Below are 21,578 nucleotides of genomic sequence, written 5' to 3'. Positions count from 1 at the left end.
GCCGCATGTTTACTGACTTTTTTAAATCATGCGGCTAATTTTGCGATCCAATAAAACCCACGTAAAATGTAAATTTTCCATAAATTTCATTGCATTGGCGTTTTAACACGATCCATTCTGTGATCCAAAAACTGAAATCTCCTGAAATTATTTTCACACATTTCAGTTTGAGATTTTCGGTGACTCTCTAGCACTGGCGCGGCTTGGCGATATGTTTTGTAGAACTTCAAAACTGAAATAAAGTTTAGATCCAAATTGTGCAGGCGGGTGCGGTGTAGTGCATTTTACGTGGTAGGTAACTTTATTTCGTGGGGTAGCGCTGCATCTGCGCGATGCTGTTGATGTGATCCAAATGAAAGGTTGCTTGATGTGGTTTGATGGTTGGAGTGCTTAGACTGTCTTACACGCTGTTAAATTACAGGTATAAAAAAGCCCACGGCTGTGGGCAAAAGTTGGACTAAGACTGTGTTAACCAATAACTGGCTGATACTTTTCTTTCAAGCCATCTGATTTATTTGCGGTGCCTTTGATGGCATCGGCATTCAATGGCGTTCCTGTATTGCTGTGGCTGTGGTTGGCGGTGAGTTCGGCCAGCTCTTTGACAATATCCAGTGTATCAATCATCAACTGCGCCACGTTAATTTCTTGGCTACCAATCCAAACAACTGGTGCAATGATTTCTTGTTTAGTGCCTGCGATACTTTGCTTCAGTGCACCTACCTTTTCAATCAGCTTTTGGCCAACGGTGAGTGTGGCATCCTCTGCAATATCAATATTAGCATTCTGATTAATACTCGCCACTAAGCTGCCCTTAGATGCAATGCTGTAATCTCCATCGGCTATCTGTTGGATAGCACCTGCAAGTAATGTTGCAGTGCCAAGCACCATCGTTTTGTCGGTGGCTTGAATGGTGGTGTCTCGGGTGACCAGGGTGCGCTGTTCGGTGTCTGCGGTGACTTGCCGATGCATGGATGACTCACTGATAGTCTGGTCGGTTTGCCGTTGCCAGCTGCCATCTTGGGTGATGCGCTGGGAAACCTCTTGGCGTTGCTGTTGCAATTGTTCGCCTGGCTGGATATCGGGCAGCGTGTTTCCCTGGCTAAGAGTTTGGCGAATAAATGGCTTATCAGGTCGGCCACCTTCAAAGGCAATTTCCACGATGGTACCCACGGGCGGATATTGAAATAAGCCACTCTCACCCCCTGCCATTGGCAGCGGCAATGGTACTGCACGGTAAATTGGTGCGCTGGATTTCTTACCGTCGGCATCCAATAATTGCACATCCACCGCATAGCGTGGGCGATACGGGTCGGAAATATCACCAGCGCGAACGGGTTCGCTATGGGCTTCAATGCGGGCGGTTTTAGGCAGATGTAAACCTGCGGCCAGTTCAGGATAGGCATTATCGATTTGGTTTTGAACGGGGCTCTTATTAGCGGGTTTCCCTGTGATTTTATTTGTGATTACCCACGTAAGCGCCATATCTTCATTGATAAGGTTCACTTTGTGCAGGCGTTTTCCGTTGGCATTCACGCCTGGTCTTAATGATTGCACCATTGGGATGGTCATGCTGTTCCCGCCTGCCTGCGAGGTGGCAAATTCATTGGGAATATCAACAGTTTTATTGGCAAATAACGAATGTGGCCAACTGCCCACATACACATGACCATTCGGGAGCTGCTGCCACACATAATCATCAATATTGAACACATGCCCTAAGTTGGCCAATAACTGATAACCTGTGCCGCTGTGGGTAAAGTGAGGAATAGGCTCATCCACATAAGGCGCATCAGGTAATTGAAAGGTTAAGCCGCTTTCTTTTTGCAGGTGTTCGGCAATAGCACGCAAAGTGGGATGCTGAAAAGAACATGGCCACTCACGTTCAAATACGCCAACCAGTTCACGAATAAATAACCGTTGGAATCCATTGGATGAGGGCTGCGACCGTTCGACGAACCCTGTGAAATAGCGCAATAATAATTCGGGATAACCGACATCAAGGCGCACTAATTTGCCCGTGTAGTCCTCATCAGTTTTCACGGTCACAAAGCCGCGCCCTGCGGCTGAAAGCTCTAACATAATATTGATATCGGTGACCTGAATTTCATCACCCGATAAATACAGTCGATTGATGGGTTTCATTCCCTTTACTCCAACGAATCGTTAATCGGTTTTAACACTTTTTCTTCAAACCAAGTCAATTGCTCGGTTTCATCGGGTGCCCCTGATTGAGCGCCTTTTGTTGCCGTGCCGCCTTGTGTTTTGCTGGCCACTTTACTGTTAGCGCGGGCTTCGCGTTTTTCTGAAACGGATAAATGCTCACGTAAAGTAAAGGTGATTTGCCACGCCTGTTTCCCTTCAATTTTGCTGGCATCAATGGAATTGGTGAACGTGCCAATGCGAAAATTTATGGCTTGAGCCGTCAAGTTCGCCACACGATAGCGCTTTAAATTGCCGTTTTCTTTGGCTTCTGCTAACGCAAAAAGGCGCGAAAACGCCTTGTGTTCCGTAAAAGGTAAAATGCCTGTGATACGCAGTTCTTTAGGTTTGATACCTTGTTCGGCGACGGCAGTACTGGAGGATTGGCCTGATTGGTCTTTGTCCTGAAACATCATACTGGGCGTTACCGCCAAGTTTTTCAGTGGGATAGCTTCACCGTTCAGGGCTAAAGTGATGGTCTGTGTCATTTAACATCCTTGTTAAAGCGTGAATTTCATTGCCGACAAATAAGGTGGCGAGGGTAAATATTGCGTCGGGTTCAGGAATATTTTTTCGCATTTTGTCGGCCAAAATAGTGGCATCGTCCGTACCTGAAAACGCCCAAACAGTGGCCGATTTTCCTAAAAGTCCATTTAAGACATCACTCATCTGTTTTAAGGCATTGTCTTTTTGTTTGCTGAAATCCGATAGTGCTGATTTCATGCTATCCAACCCGCTAGGCTGGCTTGCCGCTGCTTTGGCCGTTTCAATTAACTGCGCGTTAGACGCCATGCGGCTAGTTGCGGTGGATAAGGATTGTGGTAACGGTAAGCCGCCTGTCATTTTCCCTGGCAATTGCATTTTTGTGGTGGCCAACGTGTGTGCTGTTCTGGCCATCCGCTCAACTTGGGCAAAAACAGGCAGCGGAAACACAGCTGAAAAGTTAGATAATTGCTGCATAAATTCGGCAAATGTTTTTCCTGTGACCATCAACACCAATGCAGATACATGGCCAGCCCCTGTGAGTTTGTCCGCTAAATGGTTAATGGCATTGGCGGGGCTGAGATAGCTGCCTGAGCTATTTGTTTGACCAACACCATAAATAAACGGATGCACAGGCAAAATGGAACAAGTAATCGGCGGCAAACCTGCCGCCATTTTCATGTGTTGCTGACGCCACTGATAACGTTGAACGGTCATTGGGGCTTCTCTGGCCATGTGATATCGGGGGCGGCTGCAGTGTCGATGCGGTTTAAATCAACACGGTACTGCTTCCATGCGTTTAACTGTTTTAGCTCTTTATCGGTTGCGATGCCTAAATCAATGGCGTCTTGGTAAGGAGCAATAATTTTACTGACTTCCTGTATTTTGTTTTGTTTCTCGTATTCCGCCTGTTGAATAAGCTCTTTTTGGGTTGGAAATGGGATATCTGCCCATATTGGTAAGCCCTCCTTACCTGCAATGCGCATTTTACCCTCTGGGGGTATTGCCGCTGCAAACTGTTGAAAAATATCATCTTCAATTTCCTTTGCATCGTCAGGGAATGAGCCAGTATCGATATAATTTTGCTTTATCGATGCCAGATAAAACGTGTTCATAGTTGCGCTGTAGTAATAATTCATCTTAATACCCTATTGCAATGTAAGATGTAGAAGTTGAACCTCCACCGCCTGTATTAACTTCAAATGATATATTGGTTTTATAGTAGTAACCTGATGAGCCAGTCGAACCATTACAACCCAACACGATCTGTGCACACATTGTCGGGAATGCGATTGGAAACATTGTTTTTTTCGCGTGGGTTGCAATCCCCCACTGATAAATCAACCCTGTATCCCCACATTTCCACCAACCATTGGCTAATTTACTGGCTGTATTTTTACCTCCAGAGGCAATAATTTTTTTATCAATTTCCTCTTTGGTATAGGTACCCACATCCCCCGCACTTAGCGTAATATCCGACGTTAACGGTTTACCATTGACTTTGCGACCATTCGGCACACGACCATTGGCATTATTATTCGCATTGGTTGCGGCAGTACTGGCGGCATTCGCTTTAGTTTGTGCGTCGGTGCCTGCTTTCTTTGCATCTGCAACTTTGTTATCCGTTTCTGTTTTACCATACGCCCCCACATCACCCGCACTTAACGAAATATCCGCGCTAAGCGGTTTGTTATTCACTTTTCGCCCGACGGGCACCGCCCCAATACTGGCGGCAGTCACGCGGATCAACTTCCCTGTTGGTTTGCTCATTTTGTTACCTCAATAGAAATAAAATCGCCATTTTTTAACGCTTCGGCCAAATACAATGTGGTTCCTTCCACCGTGTACGCATAGCCTTGGGGCTGGGTGATACCATTAATTTGTACCGATAACACCGCCACATTGCCGATGTTAAACGAGGTTTCACCACCTTTGACCGTTGGAATAATAGACGTCACTTGAATATGGGCGTTATCGCCTTTTTCACCGTCATTGACGACGAAAGAAACAGGCGGCAAATTAGCGCCAGCACTGTTTTTAAACGTCAGTGTGATTGTGCGACCTTTCGCCATGCATCACCTCACGGATTTTCTTTAACTTGTACCGATACGCTGACGATACTGGCACCTTGTGCGCCATTACTTCCATTTTTACCATCTGCACCATTGGTGCCGTTCTTGCCATCAGCGCCTTTTTGCTCGGCAAAAAATTGTGCCTCTGTTTTGGCTGCATTCCCTGGGAGTTTTTTCCAGATCTCAAAAGCCGATTCACCGTCACTCACATCAAAAGAAGCGGGTAAGGTTTTACCGTCAGAGGTTTTAAAATTCAGTGTGATAGTGCGTTTAATGGCCATGTTCGCTATTTCCCTTTAATGGTGGTTTCGACTTCAATGTCGTGAATGTGCTGCAACTGTTTTTCTGAAATAAAAATGTTTTCATCGGAGCCGATGGCCGCTAAATTTTGGCTATCCGCACTAATAAAATCCTTTCCCTTCAAGTTCTTCACTGTGGTTTTAAGCGCCTCCACTTCATCGCGTAACACATCAGTTTCAGAGCCTGCATGTAACGTACGCGAGCTAATCACTGGCACATTAATCAACACCTCAATGTGGTCGTCTTTTAGCAACGGCTCGGCTAAATAAACCGTGTTATTTTCAACGGCAAAAGAATAATTGGCGTATTGCTCAAGGCCATTAATAAACAGCAAACAGTGATGAAACACCTCGTTTGGGGTGAGGGTCGTTTCATTGCCTTTGGCGACATAGCGCCATGATTTCATCTCACTTTTTAGTGCATATTGCTGTTTGATTTGCGCGATACTTTGTTCCCATTTCGCCCCTTGAGGGCGTAAATCGGTGACTGACCCAGTTTTATCAATCGCTGCAATGGCACACACAAAATGGGCATAGCCGCTGGTATCTACATAGTGTTTGAGTTGGTTGCCCGTGGTGAGTTTCACCACCGTTTGCCATTGGCTAAGTAAGTTACCTTGATAGCTGAAATCCGCATAAATGTGCGTATCACGCAGTTTATTAAACACTTGGCTTTTAGCCAGCTCGCCACGCAAACCGCCCACATAGGCTAAACCGCTATTCACGGTAAATTGTTCACCATCGCGGGTGACGTCAAAGGCAGAGCCAAAGAAAGCCGCCTCACCGTAACTGTCGGTGTTAATCAGCCGCTGCGCTTCATCGATCCCCGTTAAGCGTGCGGTGAAATCAATTTGCCACGTTTCTGCGGTGGTATTAATGGCGGTATCTTTGGCCGCCCCGTCAAACTCCAGCAAAAATGAGCGAGTTAAGACGTTGCCCTGTTGGCCACCTTGCGTGCGCAGTTTCTTTTGTGTCGGGGCATGGGTGATCATCGCCACGGACTGACTGGCTTTGTTTAACAACCCAATCCAGTTAAATTCGAAATCACCGATTTCAGTGCCCAGCGTCACGCTGTAAGCCACGGCATTTTCACTGACTAACCCCGCTTTATTAATTGCTTGGCGGTGCACGATGTGTTTGGCATCGGGCAGTTGTTCAGTGCGTTCAATGGGTTTCTTTGGGTCTAAATTTGGCACTAACGCAAACACAAACTCATCTAAAATGATGGGCTTACCCGTTGCGGCTTCCTGCGCTTTGTAGTGCTCAAATTCAAGGGTAATGACTGATGACATAATCTATCCTTTTAATGATGCCCCATAGGTCATATTGGGTGCGCTGCTTCCTTGCAGCGTCGCATAACTGATTTGAATATCACTGGCGATTTCACCCACTCGTAGCGTCAAAATAGGCACAGGCAATTTCGCGTGATAGCTGATGTGCTCGCCCTCAAGGCTGCCCACTCGCATATTCAGTTGATAATCGTTAATCACTTCAAACTGATAGCGTCGGCAGGTGCGCCCATACTGGTAAATGATGTTGATCAGCAAATCAGGGGCGCGTGACAGCTGCTCATCATTGAGCACGAGAATAATCACGTCCCAATCGATGTGTGGCTGACGCTCTTTAATCAGTACGTTACCAATGCCCAACCGTTCAAAAATGGCGATAAACCCTGCCACGCTGCCACTGTCTTTGGCGTTGATAAAGGCGTATTTCACTCGCTTGCGGTATAAGTCCAATGGCTCACCATTGAAGCGCTGAATATCCCGCTGATAGGCCAGCAAGTTCAATAATGACTCTGTGCAGGTTTCCGCATCCAATTGCGCCAATGGCCACGTTAGCCAGCCGTAAATCTGTGTCCAGAAACGACGTAATGACGCCAGTAGCTTGGCGGGCTCACCTTTGTCCATCCAACTTGGCAGCGCAAGGCGTTTGAGCTTTTCGTGGAAGTCAGACATTTTTCACCTCAACCACTAACGATGTTAAGCGGGGGACATTGAGCTCACTGGTAATATCCCCCAATGAAAAATGCAGTGACTGAATATCATTAAACTGGCGGTGCAGCTCACGCCCCAAGTTTGAAAATGAAAACCGTGAATATGGCCATGTCTGTTTGACCTGGTACAAGCTGTTTTCACGAAAGGCGCAGCGCACCAAATCGTTCACCTCATTTTTTAAGCTGCCCAGCTGTTCAGCGCTAAAGTTGCCGATGTTATCGACGAATAAAGTTAAAACTAACGCATGCTGTGTTTCTGGCATGGCAAAACAGCGCATATCGTCGCCATGGCCGTGATGGCCTTGTTTCATCACATACTCATTCACTTGGTTGATAAAAGGCTGACTTGCCACGCCACTGTCTAATAACAAATACGCATTGGCTGTGCCTGCACCGCGGGGCGCATCATGCAAAAAGAAAATACGGTCAATGCTAAGCCCAACAAGGCTGGCTATCATGCCGCGATAAACTGCATCGGTGTGGTAGTTCCCCACTAAATTGAATTGGTTGCGGCAGCGGTCACGCAAATCATCATCGCTTTCTGCATCCGCACCAGGCGTTGTTAACCAATCATTTTCACTTTGCACCTGCTCAATCCCCGCAACGGCCACGGGCAAAATACGAAAATAGCCTGGGGCGAGGTTATGCGCACCGCCTGCCATATCCGCAATTACAGGGATTAATTGGCTTTGCTGGCCTGCGGCAATCTCCACAGCTTGGGTGGTACTTACGCTGTAAATCACCCCCGCGATGCGCTCTGTTTGAATGATGGTGCCTTTGGGCACAGTGACCGCGCTAGCGCCTGCCACTTTATAAAAGCGAATGACACCGTGCGCTTGGGTGGCAGGTTTGCGGGTTAAGTTGACGCCCCAAGCAAACAAATCAAGCCATGCGCCTGATGCGGTGGCCAAATACATATTGCGCATCACCACATTGACCAAGGCCTCTTTTAACCACATCACAGGCTTGGTCACGATGGTGGTAATCAGTCGCCAAAACGGAGACATCCGTGAGGTATTGGTGACTAACCCCTCATCGGCCACCACTTGGTTAAATTGCGCGCGAATTTCTGCCTCGGTGGTCTGCATGCCGCTATCTTGCAGGACTTTTTCATAATCAACATCGGGCTTAGTCGCCATAACCCACTCCCACGTCCATGCGGCCAAAATCGTAAGTGTCAGCGGTGATCCACAATTTCACTTGTGATTCTTCGTGAATGGAAATTGTCCCTGGGACAATGCGCTCGTCATTTTCCACAAGCATCTCAATTTGGTTACGAATATCTGCCCGTAAGGTGGGGCTACGTTCGCCCACCAGTTGAGTGGCCAAGCCGCTTTCCATAATGGCATGGACACAATCTTGGGCGATGGAAACACGGTTATTGCACAAAATCGGCTCACTGCCTGAATTCAAGGTAAAATCACGCTGAGTGATTAATAAATCAATGTATTGGCTATCCATGCGCTAACATCTCATATTCCGTTAATTGTTGTGGTGATGGCATTGTTTCAACTTTAATGACCACATTTTCATAATTTCGACTGTTATCGACATGACTGGTTGTTGAACCCACGGCATTTTTCCCAATGCCATTTTTATCAATGCCTTTGAGCTGTTTGCCCGTTAATATTTGTGTATTGCTGATGGGCTCCGCTTGGTCAACTTGTGCCTGCATAAACAATTGTTGCTGGCGAATAATATCGACCGCAGCCATGCCCTCAACATCAGGCACGCTATTGGTGGCTTGGGCGGCTGGGGTGTTGATTTCCATGCGTTCAATTTCAACACCTGGCAAATAATTTAAGGTATCGACAAACGAGTTATAGATATCGGCAAAGGTCTGTTTCACCCATGCCCACACATTGCCGAAAATATCACGAATGCTGTTGGCGACCGCTTCAAAGGTTTCGGTTAATGAAAACTCACCAAACCAATTGCACAGGGTTTCCCAACCTTGACCAATCCATTCCCATACATCGCTAAACACTTGGCCAACTGCCATCACAACTGCGGCCAACACTTTAAATGTGGTGGTGTCTTGAATGGCGGCCTTAACGGCATCCCAGTGTTTAATCAGGTAATAAATACCCACACCTAACAACGCAATCGCCCCAATAATCAAAATGATGGGCAAACTCATCAGGTTAAAACCAATGCCTGCGGTGATGGCGGCCATCCGTAGCGCCAACAAGGTACCCCGCAACAGTTTTAAAGTGGCCTGCCAAACCACCATCACTTTATTGGCCAGCCAAACGGCACCTGGGATTAATTTCAACGTGGAAAGGCTCAGTTTCCAGACCACCACTAACCCCGCCCAAATAAATTTGCTGATACCCATCACAATATTGGCCATCGCTCCCGCAGCGGCTACGCCAGTGATACTGGTTGCGATATAGCCCACGTACTTAGCGATATTGGGGAATAAGGTGAGCCAGCGTTGGACGGTTTGCCCCATTTCCGCAATTTTATTCACCAGTGGATTAATGACAGGCAATAGCGTCATTCCCACGGCCACGCGCACGTTAGTCCAAATGGCCATTAAGCGTTCCCACGGATCGGCCAATTGCTCGGCCATTTCACGAGTACGTTTCATGCCATCGTTCGCGCCCAGGGCAGTGATATTTTTGCGTAACACATCCACATCGCCATAGAGCTGCTTCACCACAATGGCCGAATCCCCAAACGCGGCCTCAATCTCTTTTTGTGCCTTGAGGTTGCCATCAATATTTGCGCCATATTTTTGCTGTAATTTACCCAACATTTCAGGCAAGGAATTCATTTTGCCCGACGCATCGACAAAGCTTAGCCCCAGTTTTTTAGCGCCATCTGCCGCGCCCGTCATAAAGCCCTCATAGGCGCTGCTGGCTTCGGTGCCCAATGTGCGCTGTAATTCCCCCAACACGGCCAGTTGTTCATCGATACCCACACCAAAGTGAGTCCCTGCCGACCTTGCGCCCTCCATTAACCCTGTAATGTCGGCCATTGATGTGCCAAAGGCTTGCGACATATACAGGGCTTTGCCCGCCAGTTCTTCGGCAAATTGGCTTTTGCCGACTTGGTTGGCGTAGGTAGAAAACTGCGAAAACATCTGCCCCATATAGGCGGTGGTTTCATCTGCGGTACTTTTTAAGGCGGTGGCCGTGGTGTTGGTCACCGTCGTTAAATAAGGCAGTTCGTTATCGGCTACGCCTTGAATGGCTTTGCGGATAGTGAGAGCCGATTGGGTAAACTCCACCGAGGACTTGCCATATTGCGCACTGAATTTCATGGCCGCTTGGGTGACGTTTTTCATCGCGCTAGCATCCACACCTTGCAAACTGGTGGTTTGTAGCGCTTCATTCATTTGCAGCGCAGGGTCAAGTAGGCCTTTTAAGGAAAATAACGCACCCGCTAACCCTGCCACGCCAATGGCACTTTGGGTAAAGGCTTTTTGACTCTCATTGGCAAAATTGGATAACGCAGACTGTGCCTGTTTTAACGGCTGTGTCACGTTATCAATTAAGCTTAAGGTAAAATCTAATGAGTTCATTTATCACCCTTTAACGCCAGTGCAATGCCGTTGGCCACGGCTATGCGCATATTTTCCCAATGTTGGTTATTCAGCCAGGCAGCACGAGCCAAACTATCAATTTCGTCACTATCATGAGGATAGTAATGACGACGCAGCGCAATAAATTGCTCCAACTCATTACGCTCAATAGATTCAACTCGTGCCCTCAGTTTTTTACGCTAATGTCCAATTTCGGGGCGTATTGCTCATTGATGGATGAGGCGATTTGCAGCGCGGCACCTGGCTGTTTTAACAGTTCATCCAGCGCGTCTTTGTCGTCTTTCACCACAATGCGGCGTAAATAGGTGTGGGCAGGGGCAATTTTATTGTCCATCGCCATTTCATTGATAAACCCGTTATAGGCGGTCATGTTGGGTTCAAAACGGTAATCTTTTCCTGCAATGTCTAATGTGATTGGTTGGCTCATGGTTCAATTCCTTTTGCGGTTAATGTCATCCACTAACTGGTTGTGGCGTGCGGCACAATTGCCGTACAAGGTTAAAAACAGTTCTAACGGTTCACTGACGTGCTTGCCCGTTTGTCCGTTCAGTCTCGGCAACAAGATTGGGCACTTGGTTAACAGATTTTCCTGATAACTCTCGTTCGATACGCTCGGCGGCGCGGTTGTACAAGCTGACAAACTCAGGGCTAACACACACATTAGTGAACACAGGTTTAATAACTTCGGTTCTGATTTCCCTAGGCGTTGCATTGGCGATATTCTCCAATTGGTTTTCAAGCTGACGTGCCGATTCACGGGAAATGGCTTGTGCTTCGGCTCGGGCTTTATCGCCTGCTTGTTTGGCAGCGCGTTCAATATTGAGCTGCAAGCTGTCGTGATAAAGCCCATTCACCCACCAACCTGCGCCAAAGGCCGCTATTCCTAGCGCGAACACCAACGCAAGTTGTTTGGCCATTACTTCACCCCGTTATGGGCTAAGCTGAAATGGTTGCCATCGTTAAAACGACCGCCCCAAGTGCCCCCAATAGACTCCCAATATTCACCCAGAGGCAAATAACTTGGGGTATCTTCACGGTATTGACCGTTGATAAATAAATTAAAGTCCACGGCTAGGCGTGAGGTGTGTAAGCTGTTTTTGATGCCTTTGCCTGTTTTGGCATTCGCGCTGGCTTGCTCACTAGTGCGAAAGGCTTCGCCAAAGGTCAGGCGGTAACCGTGCTCATCTGCCCATAAAATCAGCCTGCCAATCATTACGGTGAATAAGGCTTGTTTCTCACTTAATGTCATCTTTTAACTTTCCTTGTAATAACGCTTTTCCACGTTTTTTAAGCCACATTTCAACTAACTGGTAACCTGCGATCCCAAAAGCGGTACCAATCCCCGTGACAGCTAAAGGTGAGATATTGGGGAACCAAATCAGCGCGGCACCTGCCATGACTGAAATAGCTGCCCCCAGAAAGACACGCCCGAAAAATAAGCGGGCGGTAATTTGTTCATCACTGGTGAGGATTTTGCCAACGGCAATAAGCACCCCCATAAAAAACAAAGTGATAAATGTTTTTTCATGTTCTTCCATGAACACTTTTCCTTTTAACCAATTAATTTGTCTGTCAATTCTGACTCAAGGTAAGGAATGCCATCCAAGCGTACAAAATCAGGGCTGGTAACAAGAAATTTCACCTTTAAATTGACCGTGGTACCACCTTTCGGGTCATGGTCTAGAATGTCCGATAGCAGCAATTTGCAGCCAAAGGCTTCCACTTTCATTTCCTCACCGCCTGCTTTGGCGTACCACATTAAATCCACTTCAGGAATGCTGCGCCATGAGCCTGCCGCACGGGCTTTGGCTTTTAAAATAGCTAACGCTTTGGTGCTAAATTCCAGCTCACCCTCGGCAGATACATCCCCCGAAACCCAACCATCGGGCACGCCATTGGTTTGAGCGACGCCTGTGTTATCCGTAAGGTTTAACGTTGATTTCTCAACATGAATGAGTGAGCCGTCTAGGTTGAAATCAAACGACTGACCCGAAATCCGTTTACTCATGCTGCGCCCTCCAAGCTGGTATCTAAGATCACACTCGCTTCAATGCCTTTCGGACACTCATACGTTCGCACCACAAAATAGACCGCGACTTTGGTTTTGCTCATCCATGTAATGACCACATCGCTATCTTGTGGCGGTTTGCATTCTCCTGGGAACGTAATGCCGTTGATTTGGCTAGAGCGTGCCATTTCACGCATCACTCGGGCAAAATAACTTTTGTGGGTTTCAATGGAATTGGGCGTACTGTTTAGGCTACGGTCACCAATTTTGGCAATTGCCCGAATACGCACATTTCGCGCCACTTTGTCGACAATACGCAGGTTTTCGATGTTTTGAAAATCACCGCCTTCCACATCTAACGTGCGGCCATCTGCCCAGTACAAACCGTCGTAGTCGGGGTACCACATCGGCACACTGAGGCGATTTTTCTCTAACGCCTGCAAAGTCGCTAAATCAATCTCTTTTCCTGTGCCATCAAGGGGGAGCGTTGCGCCCATGTCTTTTAATGCACCTGTTTTTACTCGTGCTGGCGTGTCCGCGATGGTCACCGAACGGGTACATAAACGGCCTGCTAAGACACCTGCTTCTTTGCCCCACAGTTGTGGTACCAGTTGCACCGACGGGGCGGCAATGCCTTTTTGCAACGTAATAATGCGAGCCACATAATCTGGCCAGCTTTCGTCTTTGGTGGGGGCATCCACGGTAATGATTGACCATACCCAGCGGCCATATTTGGCGATTAAGGTTTCACGCAAGGTATTGGCGGCATCAATGACTTCTTTACTAGCAGTGGTCAGTAAAACGTAACCCTCCACACTGGCCACGTCTTGCGCGGCAATCACTGCATCCACAAAACCCAGCGGCTCAGCATCAACCGCCATCACATGAAGATAAGCTGACCAGTTTTGCCCCGCATTATTCATGGCGGCCATCACATTGCGTTTCAGGTCGCTATCTTCACGGCCTAACACATCATCAAAATCCGTTTGCGTATTGACGGAAACCGTTTTGCCCACATTGATATTGCCTGTACCGACAAACAATACGGTACGTTCAACCTCTTTGGTTTCCCCTTGTAGCTGATTTACTTGGTTCACCTGTACAGATGGCCATGTCATAAAAAATCCCTCTTTTATGGTTGTTTAACCAAACCCAATCCCTTGCAGTTGCCGTGCGAGGGCTTTTTCAAATTCATCTTGATTGATGCCCAAAAACTCACGCGCTGGCACATCAATCACCCATGAATTTTGCGGTGTTTCATCACTTAAAGTGCGAATTAATAAACCTGCTTTAGCAAAGCTCATCCCGCTTTCAATGGCTTTAACTGGTGGTTTTAGCCAGCCTTTGCCTTTACGTTCTTTGTACCCCAGCGCCCGTAACTTTTTGGCTTGCTTCTTGGTGGCAGGCCGTGTTTTATCGCGCTCAGATTTAAAGCTGGATTTATTCACGGTCACATTCATCCCATGTTGTTGTGAATACCCCACAACCCCCGCAGGGATCTGTTTTTTCCCGTTGCGGTATTTGCCCCCTTTGAGGTAAATTCGCACACTTTCGATTTCGGGCAATTCCTTGATGTGCAGCACTTTGGGCATATTGCGCAGCATCTTTTTGCGCCAGTTTCCCTGGCGTTGTTGCCACGGTTCGCCCTCGGGTGTTTGTTGGTTGCGAACGTTGCGTTTTGCCGCAGCAATCACACCATATTTGGCTATACGCCATAACAAGCGCTGGCGTTTTTTCGGCGTTAAATCAAACCGCTTAAGTGCCTTTTGCAGCGTGTTAAATTGGGTTTGGTTTAACTGGCCGCTTATCATGCGTGAACGCCTGCAATATCCGCTTCTTGGGCAATCCACACATCGGGGTCACACAGTGTCCAGCGCTTACCATCCATCGGTACAATGCCGTTTTCGTCCTCTCGCATGTTGACGTTCTCTGCCAATTGCAGCGTAACTATCACCACCGCTTGGTGGCTTTCATTTAAATCCACGTCCATGGATGGGCGCTCTAAATCCAGCTGAATATCATCGATATCGTCATTTTCATTGAGCCACGCATCGATCAAGATGCCGATGTAATCAGGGTTCACTTGGCGATAGGGGAAACGCCCCCACGCAATCGTCGCGTCATATTGTTTGATGTGCATTCGGTATTGGTCATTGCCCAAATCGCGCTGCGCAGGGATGAATTGAATGCTGTCCATCACACTGGAAAATTCCACATTGCACACACCATCGGGCAAGTTAGCCTTTAAAAAAGCGGTTAATTGCTGCAATTTGCTCATATCATGGTCACCGTGGCGCGTTTTAAGCCTTTCATATTGCGGATCACCAGTGAAGATTCCGCTAACAGGCGGTTACGCAGTTCAGGGCTTTCTTGCTGCGAGTTCGGGGCACGGTTCACGATAGAGCTGTATTCCCCCAATAAATCCGCTTTGGCTCGCGCAAACACCGCTTTTAAATACTGTGCACATAACGCATTACGGCCATTACGTTGCACACCAGGTACTTCTGCCGCTTGCTGGTACCCTTTGGCGTGATGCTGATTTTTCACGCTTATTAGCTCACCATTGATTTCCGTGATGGTGTTCAGGAGTGCATCGGCTAAAAAATCCGTATCGATACTGGTCGGCAACGAACGGCTTTTCTGAAATTCCAGTAAATCCACATCTGGCCAAAAACCGTCATTGGTAATGATTTCTTGGCGATAATTACCGCTATTACCATCAAACATGGGCTGTCCTTAATTAAAAAGTGGGCAAGGCCAGCTTCCACGGCCAATTGCAATCAATTGCATTGCCTCAGCTGCGCCCACTTGGCTTGCGGTAGTCATTCGGCAGTAAGTGCCCGCAGTCGCATCGCAATGCGCGTGCGATGGGTTCTTACGCCACTTTTCGGGTTTAGCTGATGCGCCCTCGCAAGGTAAGCATCGGCTTTTTCTAAATCATCCACGTTATCAATGGCACTGGCTTTCGCTTCACTGTTATCCCCTTTGAGGATTTCCAAGGCCGCGAATTTGTACCACTTGGCTTTAATTTTTTCGTGAACGCGCCATTTTTCGGTGACGTTGTAAAACGTGCGTGAAAAATAGGGCTCAATGGCATGACCTGCTTCGCTTTCAAGCTGTGCCCATTGCAAGATGGTGTCAGCCACAAAGGCAGGAAAGCCACTTTTAAAGCCTGTTGGGGTGAGCTGTCCTTGCTCAATGGCGATGTCCGCCCAATCCAATCCTTGCTGGAATTCCCCCACATCAAACAGCCACACGACACAGTAGGCAAAAATCGGGTTTTTATAGATTTTTCCGTCGTCCAGATAACGCTGGGCAGTCGGCAGATAATTGGGCAAAAATTCCTGCCGTTTTATCTCGGTGCGTTCTGCGTTGGTCATCCCTTTGAGCCGTGCGGCATCCTTGTCAACGGCACGCGCTTGTAAGTGCATACTTTCGCCATCGGCAATGGCAATTGCCTGTTGCTGTTCCAGCTTTTGGCGCATTTCCACTTTTAAGCGGTGGCGTTGACCTGGTGATAACATTACTCTGTCTCTACCGTGTCTTTCGGCTCAACGAGTTCACCGATAGTGACCGCTGACTCATCAATTGCCCCGTACAGCTCAGGGTATTCCAACGCATAGCCCTCATTACGCAGGTAATTGTTTTCATACTGTTTACGGTCATCCACAAATTCCGCTTTGCGTTGGCGCGTATTGCGCTGTGTGTACAGGTGCAAGTTGGATAACGTGGTGACCACTAAACGTTTCCCTGGCATAAATGGCGGGATATACGCGGCACGGCCAGCGATAGTGGTACCCAGTAATTGCGCGGCAATTTTCTCCGTTGGGCGGTCAGCGGCTTGATATAAGCGATGTTGCTCGGCAGCCACCAAGTCAGCGCCCACTAACACCACAAGGCGTGGGTCGGTGCGGTATTGCACAGGAATACAGGTGTTTACCACCTCTTGCGCCATCGCATCGAGCGAACGGAAATCGCCTTTTTCATCCAAGGTGATGGATTCGGAGATCACTTGTTTTCCACCGTCCCATTCTTTGGCGATTTGGTGCCAACCTTTATTCACATCTTCCCCATTCGGGTACTTTTTCGCATCGGTACTATCGGCCACATGGGTACCGTTAAAACCAATGCGCAACATGTCGAGGGCAAAGCTTTCATTCACGAAATTTTGCATCCGTTGGTAAAACTCATTTTCACCACCTGAGTTTGCCCAAACGGACAGCACATCCCACGGTAAAAACGCCCCTGAGTCGGTTTCGGCTAATTTATACTCATTGCCATCAATGCCCGTTTCACGCATGAAACGGCCGCCTTTCTTACGCCCCGTGAATAATCCAGGGTTACCCACCGAAATCACTTGTCCAGCCAATTGGTCTACGTCCGCGCAGTAAATCAAGTTGAGAAACTCAACGGATTCCATAATCGCTTTACGTAACGCAATTTCTTTGGGTTCGGTGATGGCAAAATATTTCGACGCATCATCAATGTTGTATGAGCGTTCAAGGCCTGATTTATGGCCTTTTAAATACGTTCTGGCCGTATTGTTTAAAAACATGGAAATCCCTCTCCAAAATTCAGTAATGGGCTCTGATCACAATGGATTAGAGGTGTACAAACTCTTTACGGCCTGCGGGGTTTTTCCCTGGGAGCTGGGTCGCCACTTTGCTGAATGATTTGGTGATTTCAGGTAAGTTATCGCGCAGTTTGGCGAAATCTTCGGTGTCCACCACGTCTTTCACCACTTCCACATCACTTTGCGCTTGTTCCAACATGGTTTCTAATTCAGCGATTTTAGTCAGTGCTGCCGCCAAATCTGCCGCCATGCCTGATAACACTTCATCGTTAACGGTGGTTTCGGTTGGCTTTTCTTCTTTGACTTCTTCAATGCCAAAGTGCTGACGCCATGTTTTCTTTGCGGGTTTTGCCATTTTTCGTTTCCTTTGTTTTTGACGACCAAAGTCGAGCCTTGTCGTACCTACACTGGCTGGGGTGTCCGTTACCGCCAAGCCCTCTAAATATGTCACGCCTGAATTGCGAAAATCGGGATTCATCTCAACCGAGGTAAACACCCCACGGTTTTGGCTGTTCATTTCCAGTAAACGGGTAAAAGGCCGAAGTACCGCATACAAACGCAGCGTATCGCTTTCATCGGTATCCGCTTGTAACTCAATGACCTCACCGAGTGGGTCACCGCGGTCTTCACCTGGCTTATTGTGCCGAGGCCAAATCATGGCGGTGTACAAATCGGTATCATAGGTTTCTGCCATTTCGATAATTTCCTCGGGCAGAATTTCCCGACCATCAACGGTTTCACCTTCCGTGGCAATGCAGAGCCATGTTGTGCGTAATTGCGACATTCAAAATCCTTAGCTGCATTCCGTTCCTTTTGAGCCATCAGTATTGCCAATTCTTATTCACGGTGCGAATGGTTGAGTTCGGTTATCCCGCCATTACCGAAAACAGGTAGATGCCTGCAATTTCTGAACATTGCACAATGGCACCACTATGGCTAAACACTCAGATGCAAAAATACAGGTCGCCAAGTCACTTTATTTGCGACGCTATACCCCCGCTGAAATCGCGGAGGAACTTAACCTGCCTAACAGGCGGATTGTCTACTATTGGGCGCAAAAATGGTGCTGGGCGGATATGCTCAACCATGAGAGCGTGTTGGAGGCAATTAACCGACGCATTGCGCTGTTATCGGAGCGCAATAAAAAAACGGAACTTGAACTGGAGGAGCTCGACAGGCTCATTGCTCATCACGTCAAATTGATGGCACAGGCCAATAAGCACAAGGAAAAGCTGGCTGAAATCAAAGCGCAAGGCGAGTCTGGCGGGGAGTACAGTACAAGTGACGATGGCGAAACCAAGAAAAAACGTCGCTATAAGAAAAATGATATCTCTGAACTGACCCCTGAAGACTTTCAAAAATTCGCAGATGAAATGCTGTTTGGTTATCAAAAACACCTGCGCATCAATATTAAAAAGGCCATTCGCAATATCCTTAAATCACGCCAAATTGGGGCGACGTGGTATTTTGCCTTTGAAGCGTTCGAGGATGCGGTACTCACAGGTGACCCACAAATCTTTTTATCGGCTTCACGACCACAGGCAGAGGTGTTTCGCTCCTATATCGTCAATATCGCGGATAAATTTTTTGGTGTCACGCTCACGGGTAACCCTATTCGTTTAAGCAATGGCGCAGAGCTGCGTTTTTTATCCACCAATAAGAACACGGCTCAGTCATACAGTGGCCATTTGTATTGTGATGAATACTTTTGGGTGCCTGATTTCAAACGCCTCAATGAAGTGGCATCCGCGATGGCGACCCACGATAAATGGCGCACCACCTATTTTTCGACGCCCAGTGCCAAAACCCATCCCGCTTACCCGTTCTGGACAGGTGACGAGTGGCGCGGCAGTGAGGCAAAACGTAAAAATGTGGAATTTCCAAGCTTTAAAGAGATGCAAGACGGTGGCCGTGATTGCCCTGATGGCCAATGGCGATATGTCATTACCATTGAAGATGCGGTTCGCAACGGCTTTAATCTGGCATCCATTGAAAAACTGCGTAATCGCTATAACAAAGACACGTTTAACATGCTGTATATGTGCGTGTTTGTGGACAGTGGCGCGTCGGTTTTCAAATACAACGACCTTGAAAAATGTGCCATCGATATTGGTATTTGGGATGATCACGATATTAATGCCCCGCGGCCATTTGGGGATAGAGAGGTTTGGGGCGGTTACGACCCCGCACGTTCGGGGGATACGTCCACTTTTGTGATAGTCGCACCGCCTTTGGTGGCAGGTGAATATTTTCGTATCCTCGCCACCTTTTATTGGCAAGGCATAAGCTGGAAACACCAAGCCAAACAAATTCAAGACCTGTACAGCCAATACCGTTTTACCCACATCGGCATCGATACCACGGGGATTGGTCACGGGGTGTATGAGATGGTGGCTGCCTTTGCCCCGCGCGTCACCACGGCCATTCACTACAGCCAAAACACCAAAACTCAACTGGTGCTCAAAATGATTGATTTGGTGGATGAACAGCGCATTGCTTGGGACGTTGAGCAAAAAGAAATTATGGCCAGCTTCTTAGCCATCAGGCACACCACCACGGGTAAAGGGGGTTCGATGACCTTTATCGCGGATCGCAGTAAGGAAACGGGTCACGCAGACGTGTTTTTTGCCACCTCACACGCTGTGGCCAATGAACCGCTAAACAATGAAAGACAGCGTAAATCTAAATATAAATTTCAAAAGGCTGCATGATGAGTAAGAAAAAGTTACGGAAAACCGCACAGAAACAAACTACTAGCCAAAAATCGATGAACATCATCACATTAGGCAAGCCAGAACCCATTTTAACCACCCATACGGAATACCAAAATATTTGGTATGACAATGATTATGACCATTACAGCTTACCCATAGACCGCACCGCCTTGGCGCAATTGGTGAATTTAAATGGTCAGCACGGGGGCGTTATTCATGCGCGCGCCAATATGGTGTTATCGGATTACCAAGGCGGTGGCCTCACGCATCAGGAGCTGCGTGCCAGCGTGTTGGATTATATTGTGTTTGGTGATACGCCCATCTTAAAGCTGCGCAATTATTACGGGGAAGTGGTTGGGCTGTATGTGCTGCCAGCGCTGTTTATGCGTCGTCGCAAAAACGATGATTTTGTGATTTTGCAAGAAGGCGAACCGATGGTGTATACCCCTGACGATGTGATTTACATCAAGCAGTATGACCCACAACAGCAAGTTTACGGCATCCCTGATTATATCGGGGGCATTCATGCGGCCATGTTAAACAGTGAGGCCACTATTTTTCGTCGTCGTTACTACCATAACGGGGCACATACTGGGGGGATGATTTTTTGTAATGACCCGATGCTGACCGATGAAGTAGAGGTGATGATCACCAAAAAATTAGAGCAAAGCAAAGGGATTGGTAACTTTGAAACCATGTTTGTGCATATTCCCAATGGGGATGCGGATGGCATTAAATTTATTCCTGTGGGGGATATTTCGGCCAATGATGAATTTAGTAATGTGAAAAACATCAGTGCGCAGGATATTTTAACCGCGCACCGTTTTCCTGCGGGATTAGCGGGGATTATTCCTGGCAATGTGGGCGGTTTAGGTGACCCCCGCAATGCCCGTGAAGCGTATCGACAAGATGAAATTATTCCTGTTCAGCGCATGTTTGCCAATGCGATAAATAATGATGGTGAGGTGCCCGATTATTTAAAGATCACTTTTCAAGAAGATAGCCACCAATTGAATTAAAAATAACGCAAAATTAATGATATTTACGGAATTTAACGGTCATAGGGAAATGAAAAATGCGCAAAAATAAGGTAAAATTACGGGGTCATTATCAAGCGGAGATTTGGAACATGCGAGTATTAAAAATATTCTGCCCTGAGTGTGGGGAAAAGGCGATTATTCGTAAATCAAATAGAAAGCATCGTGAAGTTTCAGATCTCTATTGTGCATGCAGTGACGTCGAATGCGGCCATACTTATGTGTTAAGTCTGACGTTTGACCATACGATTAGCCCAAGCGCGAAAAGTAATAAAATGATTGGCTCAATGATACAGAATTTAAACCCTGAACAGCGCCAAATGGCGCTAGACTTGTTAAAGTCCAGCCCCGTTTAAAGCTATTTTTCGTTGGTCACTTTCGAGTGACTTTTTTATTTTATGTTTCTCAATTCTGCGTGTGTCCTCTACGATTTCCATAATCAGCGCTAATACAATTTGGCGCTCTTTATCATTACATAAATCCAAACTCCCAAACCTGGCGATGATTTCTATCCGTTCCAACGCCACTGACGCCTCTAGCATCTACATGATCCTCTTACACAAAATCACTTTACTGGTTATTTATACAGTAAATTTACCTAGTATGAAAGAGGTAGTTTAAAATATTTTAATAGATTAGAATTCTGT

At 47.3% G+C, this 21,578-nt stretch carries 29 protein-coding genes; 3 read left to right on the top strand and 26 right to left on the bottom strand.

What is annotated here, in order from left to right:
* Window positions 1-468: 468 nt before the first annotated feature.
* The 25 genes from OQV04_RS17945 to OQV04_RS17825 form a co-directional block, all read right to left on the bottom strand.
* Window positions 469-2,142 carry a hypothetical protein gene (locus OQV04_RS17945; RefSeq protein ID WP_332642448.1) on the bottom strand — a complete coding sequence of 558 codons (1,674 nt, stop codon included), beginning with the start codon at window positions 2,140-2,142 and terminating at the stop codon, window positions 469-471.
* A gap of 5 nt (window positions 2,143-2,147) precedes the next feature.
* Entirely contained in the window at window positions 2,148-2,687 is a 540-nt protein-coding gene (locus tag OQV04_RS17940) for a baseplate complex protein (RefSeq protein ID WP_332642446.1), read from the bottom strand.
* Window positions 2,653-3,399, bottom strand: coding sequence for a hypothetical protein (locus OQV04_RS17935; RefSeq protein WP_332642444.1), 747 nt, complete (start codon window positions 3,397-3,399; stop codon window positions 2,653-2,655). The genes OQV04_RS17940 and OQV04_RS17935 overlap by 35 nt, the downstream gene beginning before the upstream one ends.
* Window positions 3,396-3,821: a tail fiber assembly protein gene (locus OQV04_RS17930; RefSeq protein ID WP_332642442.1), complete on the bottom strand. Its 426-nt coding sequence runs from the start codon at window positions 3,819-3,821 to the stop codon at window positions 3,396-3,398. Before OQV04_RS17930 ends, OQV04_RS17935 begins: the two co-directional genes overlap by 4 nt.
* A 1-nt stretch (window position 3,822) precedes the next feature.
* Entirely contained in the window at window positions 3,823-4,452 is a 630-nt protein-coding gene (locus tag OQV04_RS25140) for a gp53-like domain-containing protein (RefSeq protein ID WP_442899666.1), read from the bottom strand.
* Window positions 4,449-4,754 (bottom strand): hypothetical protein, encoded by a 306-nt coding sequence (locus OQV04_RS17920; RefSeq protein ID WP_332642440.1) that lies wholly within the window; start codon window positions 4,752-4,754, stop codon window positions 4,449-4,451. Before OQV04_RS17920 ends, OQV04_RS25140 begins: the two co-directional genes overlap by 4 nt.
* 8 nt (window positions 4,755-4,762) lie before the next feature.
* The gene (locus OQV04_RS17915) at window positions 4,763-5,035 is read right to left on the bottom strand and encodes a hypothetical protein (protein ID WP_332642438.1); all 273 of its coding nucleotides are present in this window, start codon (window positions 5,033-5,035) and stop codon (window positions 4,763-4,765) included.
* 5 nt (window positions 5,036-5,040) lie between these two features.
* Window positions 5,041-6,345, bottom strand: a complete 1,305-nt coding sequence (locus tag OQV04_RS17910; RefSeq protein WP_332642436.1) for a phage tail-collar fiber domain-containing protein — start codon at window positions 6,343-6,345, stop codon at window positions 5,041-5,043.
* Window positions 6,346-6,348: 3 nt separating this feature from the next.
* Window positions 6,349-7,011 (bottom strand): phage tail protein, encoded by a 663-nt coding sequence (locus tag OQV04_RS17905; RefSeq protein ID WP_332642434.1) that lies wholly within the window; start codon window positions 7,009-7,011, stop codon window positions 6,349-6,351.
* Window positions 7,004-8,188 carry a baseplate J/gp47 family protein gene (locus tag OQV04_RS17900; RefSeq protein WP_332642432.1) on the bottom strand — a complete coding sequence of 395 codons (1,185 nt, stop codon included), beginning with the start codon at window positions 8,186-8,188 and terminating at the stop codon, window positions 7,004-7,006. The genes OQV04_RS17905 and OQV04_RS17900 overlap by 8 nt, the downstream gene beginning before the upstream one ends.
* Window positions 8,178-8,510: a DUF2590 family protein gene (locus tag OQV04_RS17895; protein ID WP_332642430.1), complete on the bottom strand. Its 333-nt coding sequence runs from the start codon at window positions 8,508-8,510 to the stop codon at window positions 8,178-8,180. Before OQV04_RS17895 ends, OQV04_RS17900 begins: the two co-directional genes overlap by 11 nt.
* Window positions 8,503-10,578 (bottom strand): phage tail tape measure protein, encoded by a 2,076-nt coding sequence (locus OQV04_RS17890; RefSeq protein ID WP_332642428.1) that lies wholly within the window; start codon window positions 10,576-10,578, stop codon window positions 8,503-8,505. Before OQV04_RS17890 ends, OQV04_RS17895 begins: the two co-directional genes overlap by 8 nt.
* On the bottom strand, window positions 10,575-10,733 hold the full coding sequence (locus OQV04_RS17885; RefSeq protein ID WP_196718330.1) for a DUF6890 family protein: 159 nt from the start codon (window positions 10,731-10,733) through the stop codon (window positions 10,575-10,577). Before OQV04_RS17885 ends, OQV04_RS17890 begins: the two co-directional genes overlap by 4 nt.
* Window positions 10,734-10,765: 32 nt before the next feature.
* The gene (locus tag OQV04_RS17880; RefSeq protein ID WP_115167863.1) at window positions 10,766-11,026 is read right to left on the bottom strand and encodes a putative phage tail assembly chaperone; all 261 of its coding nucleotides are present in this window, start codon (window positions 11,024-11,026) and stop codon (window positions 10,766-10,768) included.
* Between the two features lie 91 nt (window positions 11,027-11,117).
* Complete coding sequence (locus OQV04_RS17875; RefSeq protein ID WP_332642418.1) at window positions 11,118-11,516, bottom strand: hypothetical protein; 399 nt, start codon at window positions 11,514-11,516, stop codon at window positions 11,118-11,120.
* On the bottom strand, window positions 11,516-11,848 hold the full coding sequence (locus OQV04_RS17870) for a M15 family metallopeptidase (RefSeq protein WP_109911428.1): 333 nt from the start codon (window positions 11,846-11,848) through the stop codon (window positions 11,516-11,518). Before OQV04_RS17870 ends, OQV04_RS17875 begins: the two co-directional genes overlap by 1 nt.
* Window positions 11,835-12,137 carry a phage holin family protein gene (locus OQV04_RS17865; protein WP_109911427.1) on the bottom strand — a complete coding sequence of 101 codons (303 nt, stop codon included), beginning with the start codon at window positions 12,135-12,137 and terminating at the stop codon, window positions 11,835-11,837. Before OQV04_RS17865 ends, OQV04_RS17870 begins: the two co-directional genes overlap by 14 nt.
* Window positions 12,138-12,151: 14 nt before the next feature.
* Complete coding sequence (locus OQV04_RS17860) at window positions 12,152-12,607, bottom strand: phage protein (RefSeq protein WP_110731690.1); 456 nt, start codon at window positions 12,605-12,607, stop codon at window positions 12,152-12,154.
* Window positions 12,604-13,725 carry a DUF2586 domain-containing protein gene (locus tag OQV04_RS17855; protein WP_332642411.1) on the bottom strand — a complete coding sequence of 374 codons (1,122 nt, stop codon included), beginning with the start codon at window positions 13,723-13,725 and terminating at the stop codon, window positions 12,604-12,606. The genes OQV04_RS17860 and OQV04_RS17855 overlap by 4 nt, the downstream gene beginning before the upstream one ends.
* Before the next feature lie 24 nt (window positions 13,726-13,749).
* Window positions 13,750-14,418: a hypothetical protein gene (locus tag OQV04_RS17850; RefSeq protein WP_332642408.1), complete on the bottom strand. Its 669-nt coding sequence runs from the start codon at window positions 14,416-14,418 to the stop codon at window positions 13,750-13,752.
* Window positions 14,415-14,885 (bottom strand): phage tail protein, encoded by a 471-nt coding sequence (locus OQV04_RS17845; RefSeq protein ID WP_210853326.1) that lies wholly within the window; start codon window positions 14,883-14,885, stop codon window positions 14,415-14,417. Before OQV04_RS17845 ends, OQV04_RS17850 begins: the two co-directional genes overlap by 4 nt.
* Window positions 14,882-15,334, bottom strand: a complete 453-nt coding sequence (locus OQV04_RS17840; protein WP_109911422.1) for a head completion/stabilization protein — start codon at window positions 15,332-15,334, stop codon at window positions 14,882-14,884. Before OQV04_RS17840 ends, OQV04_RS17845 begins: the two co-directional genes overlap by 4 nt.
* A 95-nt stretch (window positions 15,335-15,429) precedes the next feature.
* Entirely contained in the window at window positions 15,430-16,038 is a 609-nt protein-coding gene (gene gpM, locus OQV04_RS17835; RefSeq protein WP_332642398.1) for a phage terminase small subunit, read from the bottom strand.
* 92 nt (window positions 16,039-16,130) lie between these two features.
* Entirely contained in the window at window positions 16,131-17,162 is a 1,032-nt protein-coding gene (locus tag OQV04_RS17830; protein ID WP_131680172.1) for a phage major capsid protein, P2 family, read from the bottom strand.
* A gap of 46 nt (window positions 17,163-17,208) precedes the next feature.
* Entirely contained in the window at window positions 17,209-17,964 is a 756-nt protein-coding gene (locus OQV04_RS17825) for a GPO family capsid scaffolding protein (protein ID WP_332642395.1), read from the bottom strand.
* 148 nt (window positions 17,965-18,112) lie between these two features.
* Here OQV04_RS17825 and OQV04_RS17820 point away from each other — a divergent pair, with 148 nt between their 5' ends.
* From OQV04_RS17820 to OQV04_RS17810, 3 genes are read left to right on the top strand one after another with little or no spacing between them, the layout of a single operon-like run.
* Window positions 18,113-19,891 (top strand): terminase large subunit domain-containing protein, encoded by a 1,779-nt coding sequence (locus OQV04_RS17820; RefSeq protein ID WP_332642393.1) that lies wholly within the window; start codon window positions 18,113-18,115, stop codon window positions 19,889-19,891.
* Window positions 19,891-20,913 (top strand): phage portal protein, encoded by a 1,023-nt coding sequence (locus OQV04_RS17815; protein ID WP_332642391.1) that lies wholly within the window; start codon window positions 19,891-19,893, stop codon window positions 20,911-20,913. The genes OQV04_RS17820 and OQV04_RS17815 overlap by 1 nt, the downstream gene beginning before the upstream one ends.
* Window positions 20,914-20,969: 56 nt before the next feature.
* Window positions 20,970-21,287, top strand: coding sequence for an ogr/Delta-like zinc finger family protein (locus tag OQV04_RS17810; RefSeq protein ID WP_147281954.1), 318 nt, complete (start codon window positions 20,970-20,972; stop codon window positions 21,285-21,287).
* On the opposite strand, the gene OQV04_RS17805 is transcribed toward OQV04_RS17810, so the two are convergent.
* Window positions 21,267-21,473, bottom strand: a complete 207-nt coding sequence (locus tag OQV04_RS17805) for a hypothetical protein (protein ID WP_332642386.1) — start codon at window positions 21,471-21,473, stop codon at window positions 21,267-21,269. The genes OQV04_RS17810 and OQV04_RS17805 overlap by 21 nt on opposite strands.
* Window positions 21,474-21,578 lie beyond the last annotated feature (105 nt).

The sequence above is a fragment of the Escherichia sp. Lx600-2 genome (assembly GCF_036662595.1).
GTDB classification, from domain to species: Bacteria; Pseudomonadota; Gammaproteobacteria; order Enterobacterales; family Enterobacteriaceae; genus Escherichia; species Escherichia coli.
The sequence above is the reverse complement of the archived record's forward strand: the minus strand, read 5'-3'. Positions and strand labels throughout refer to the sequence as shown.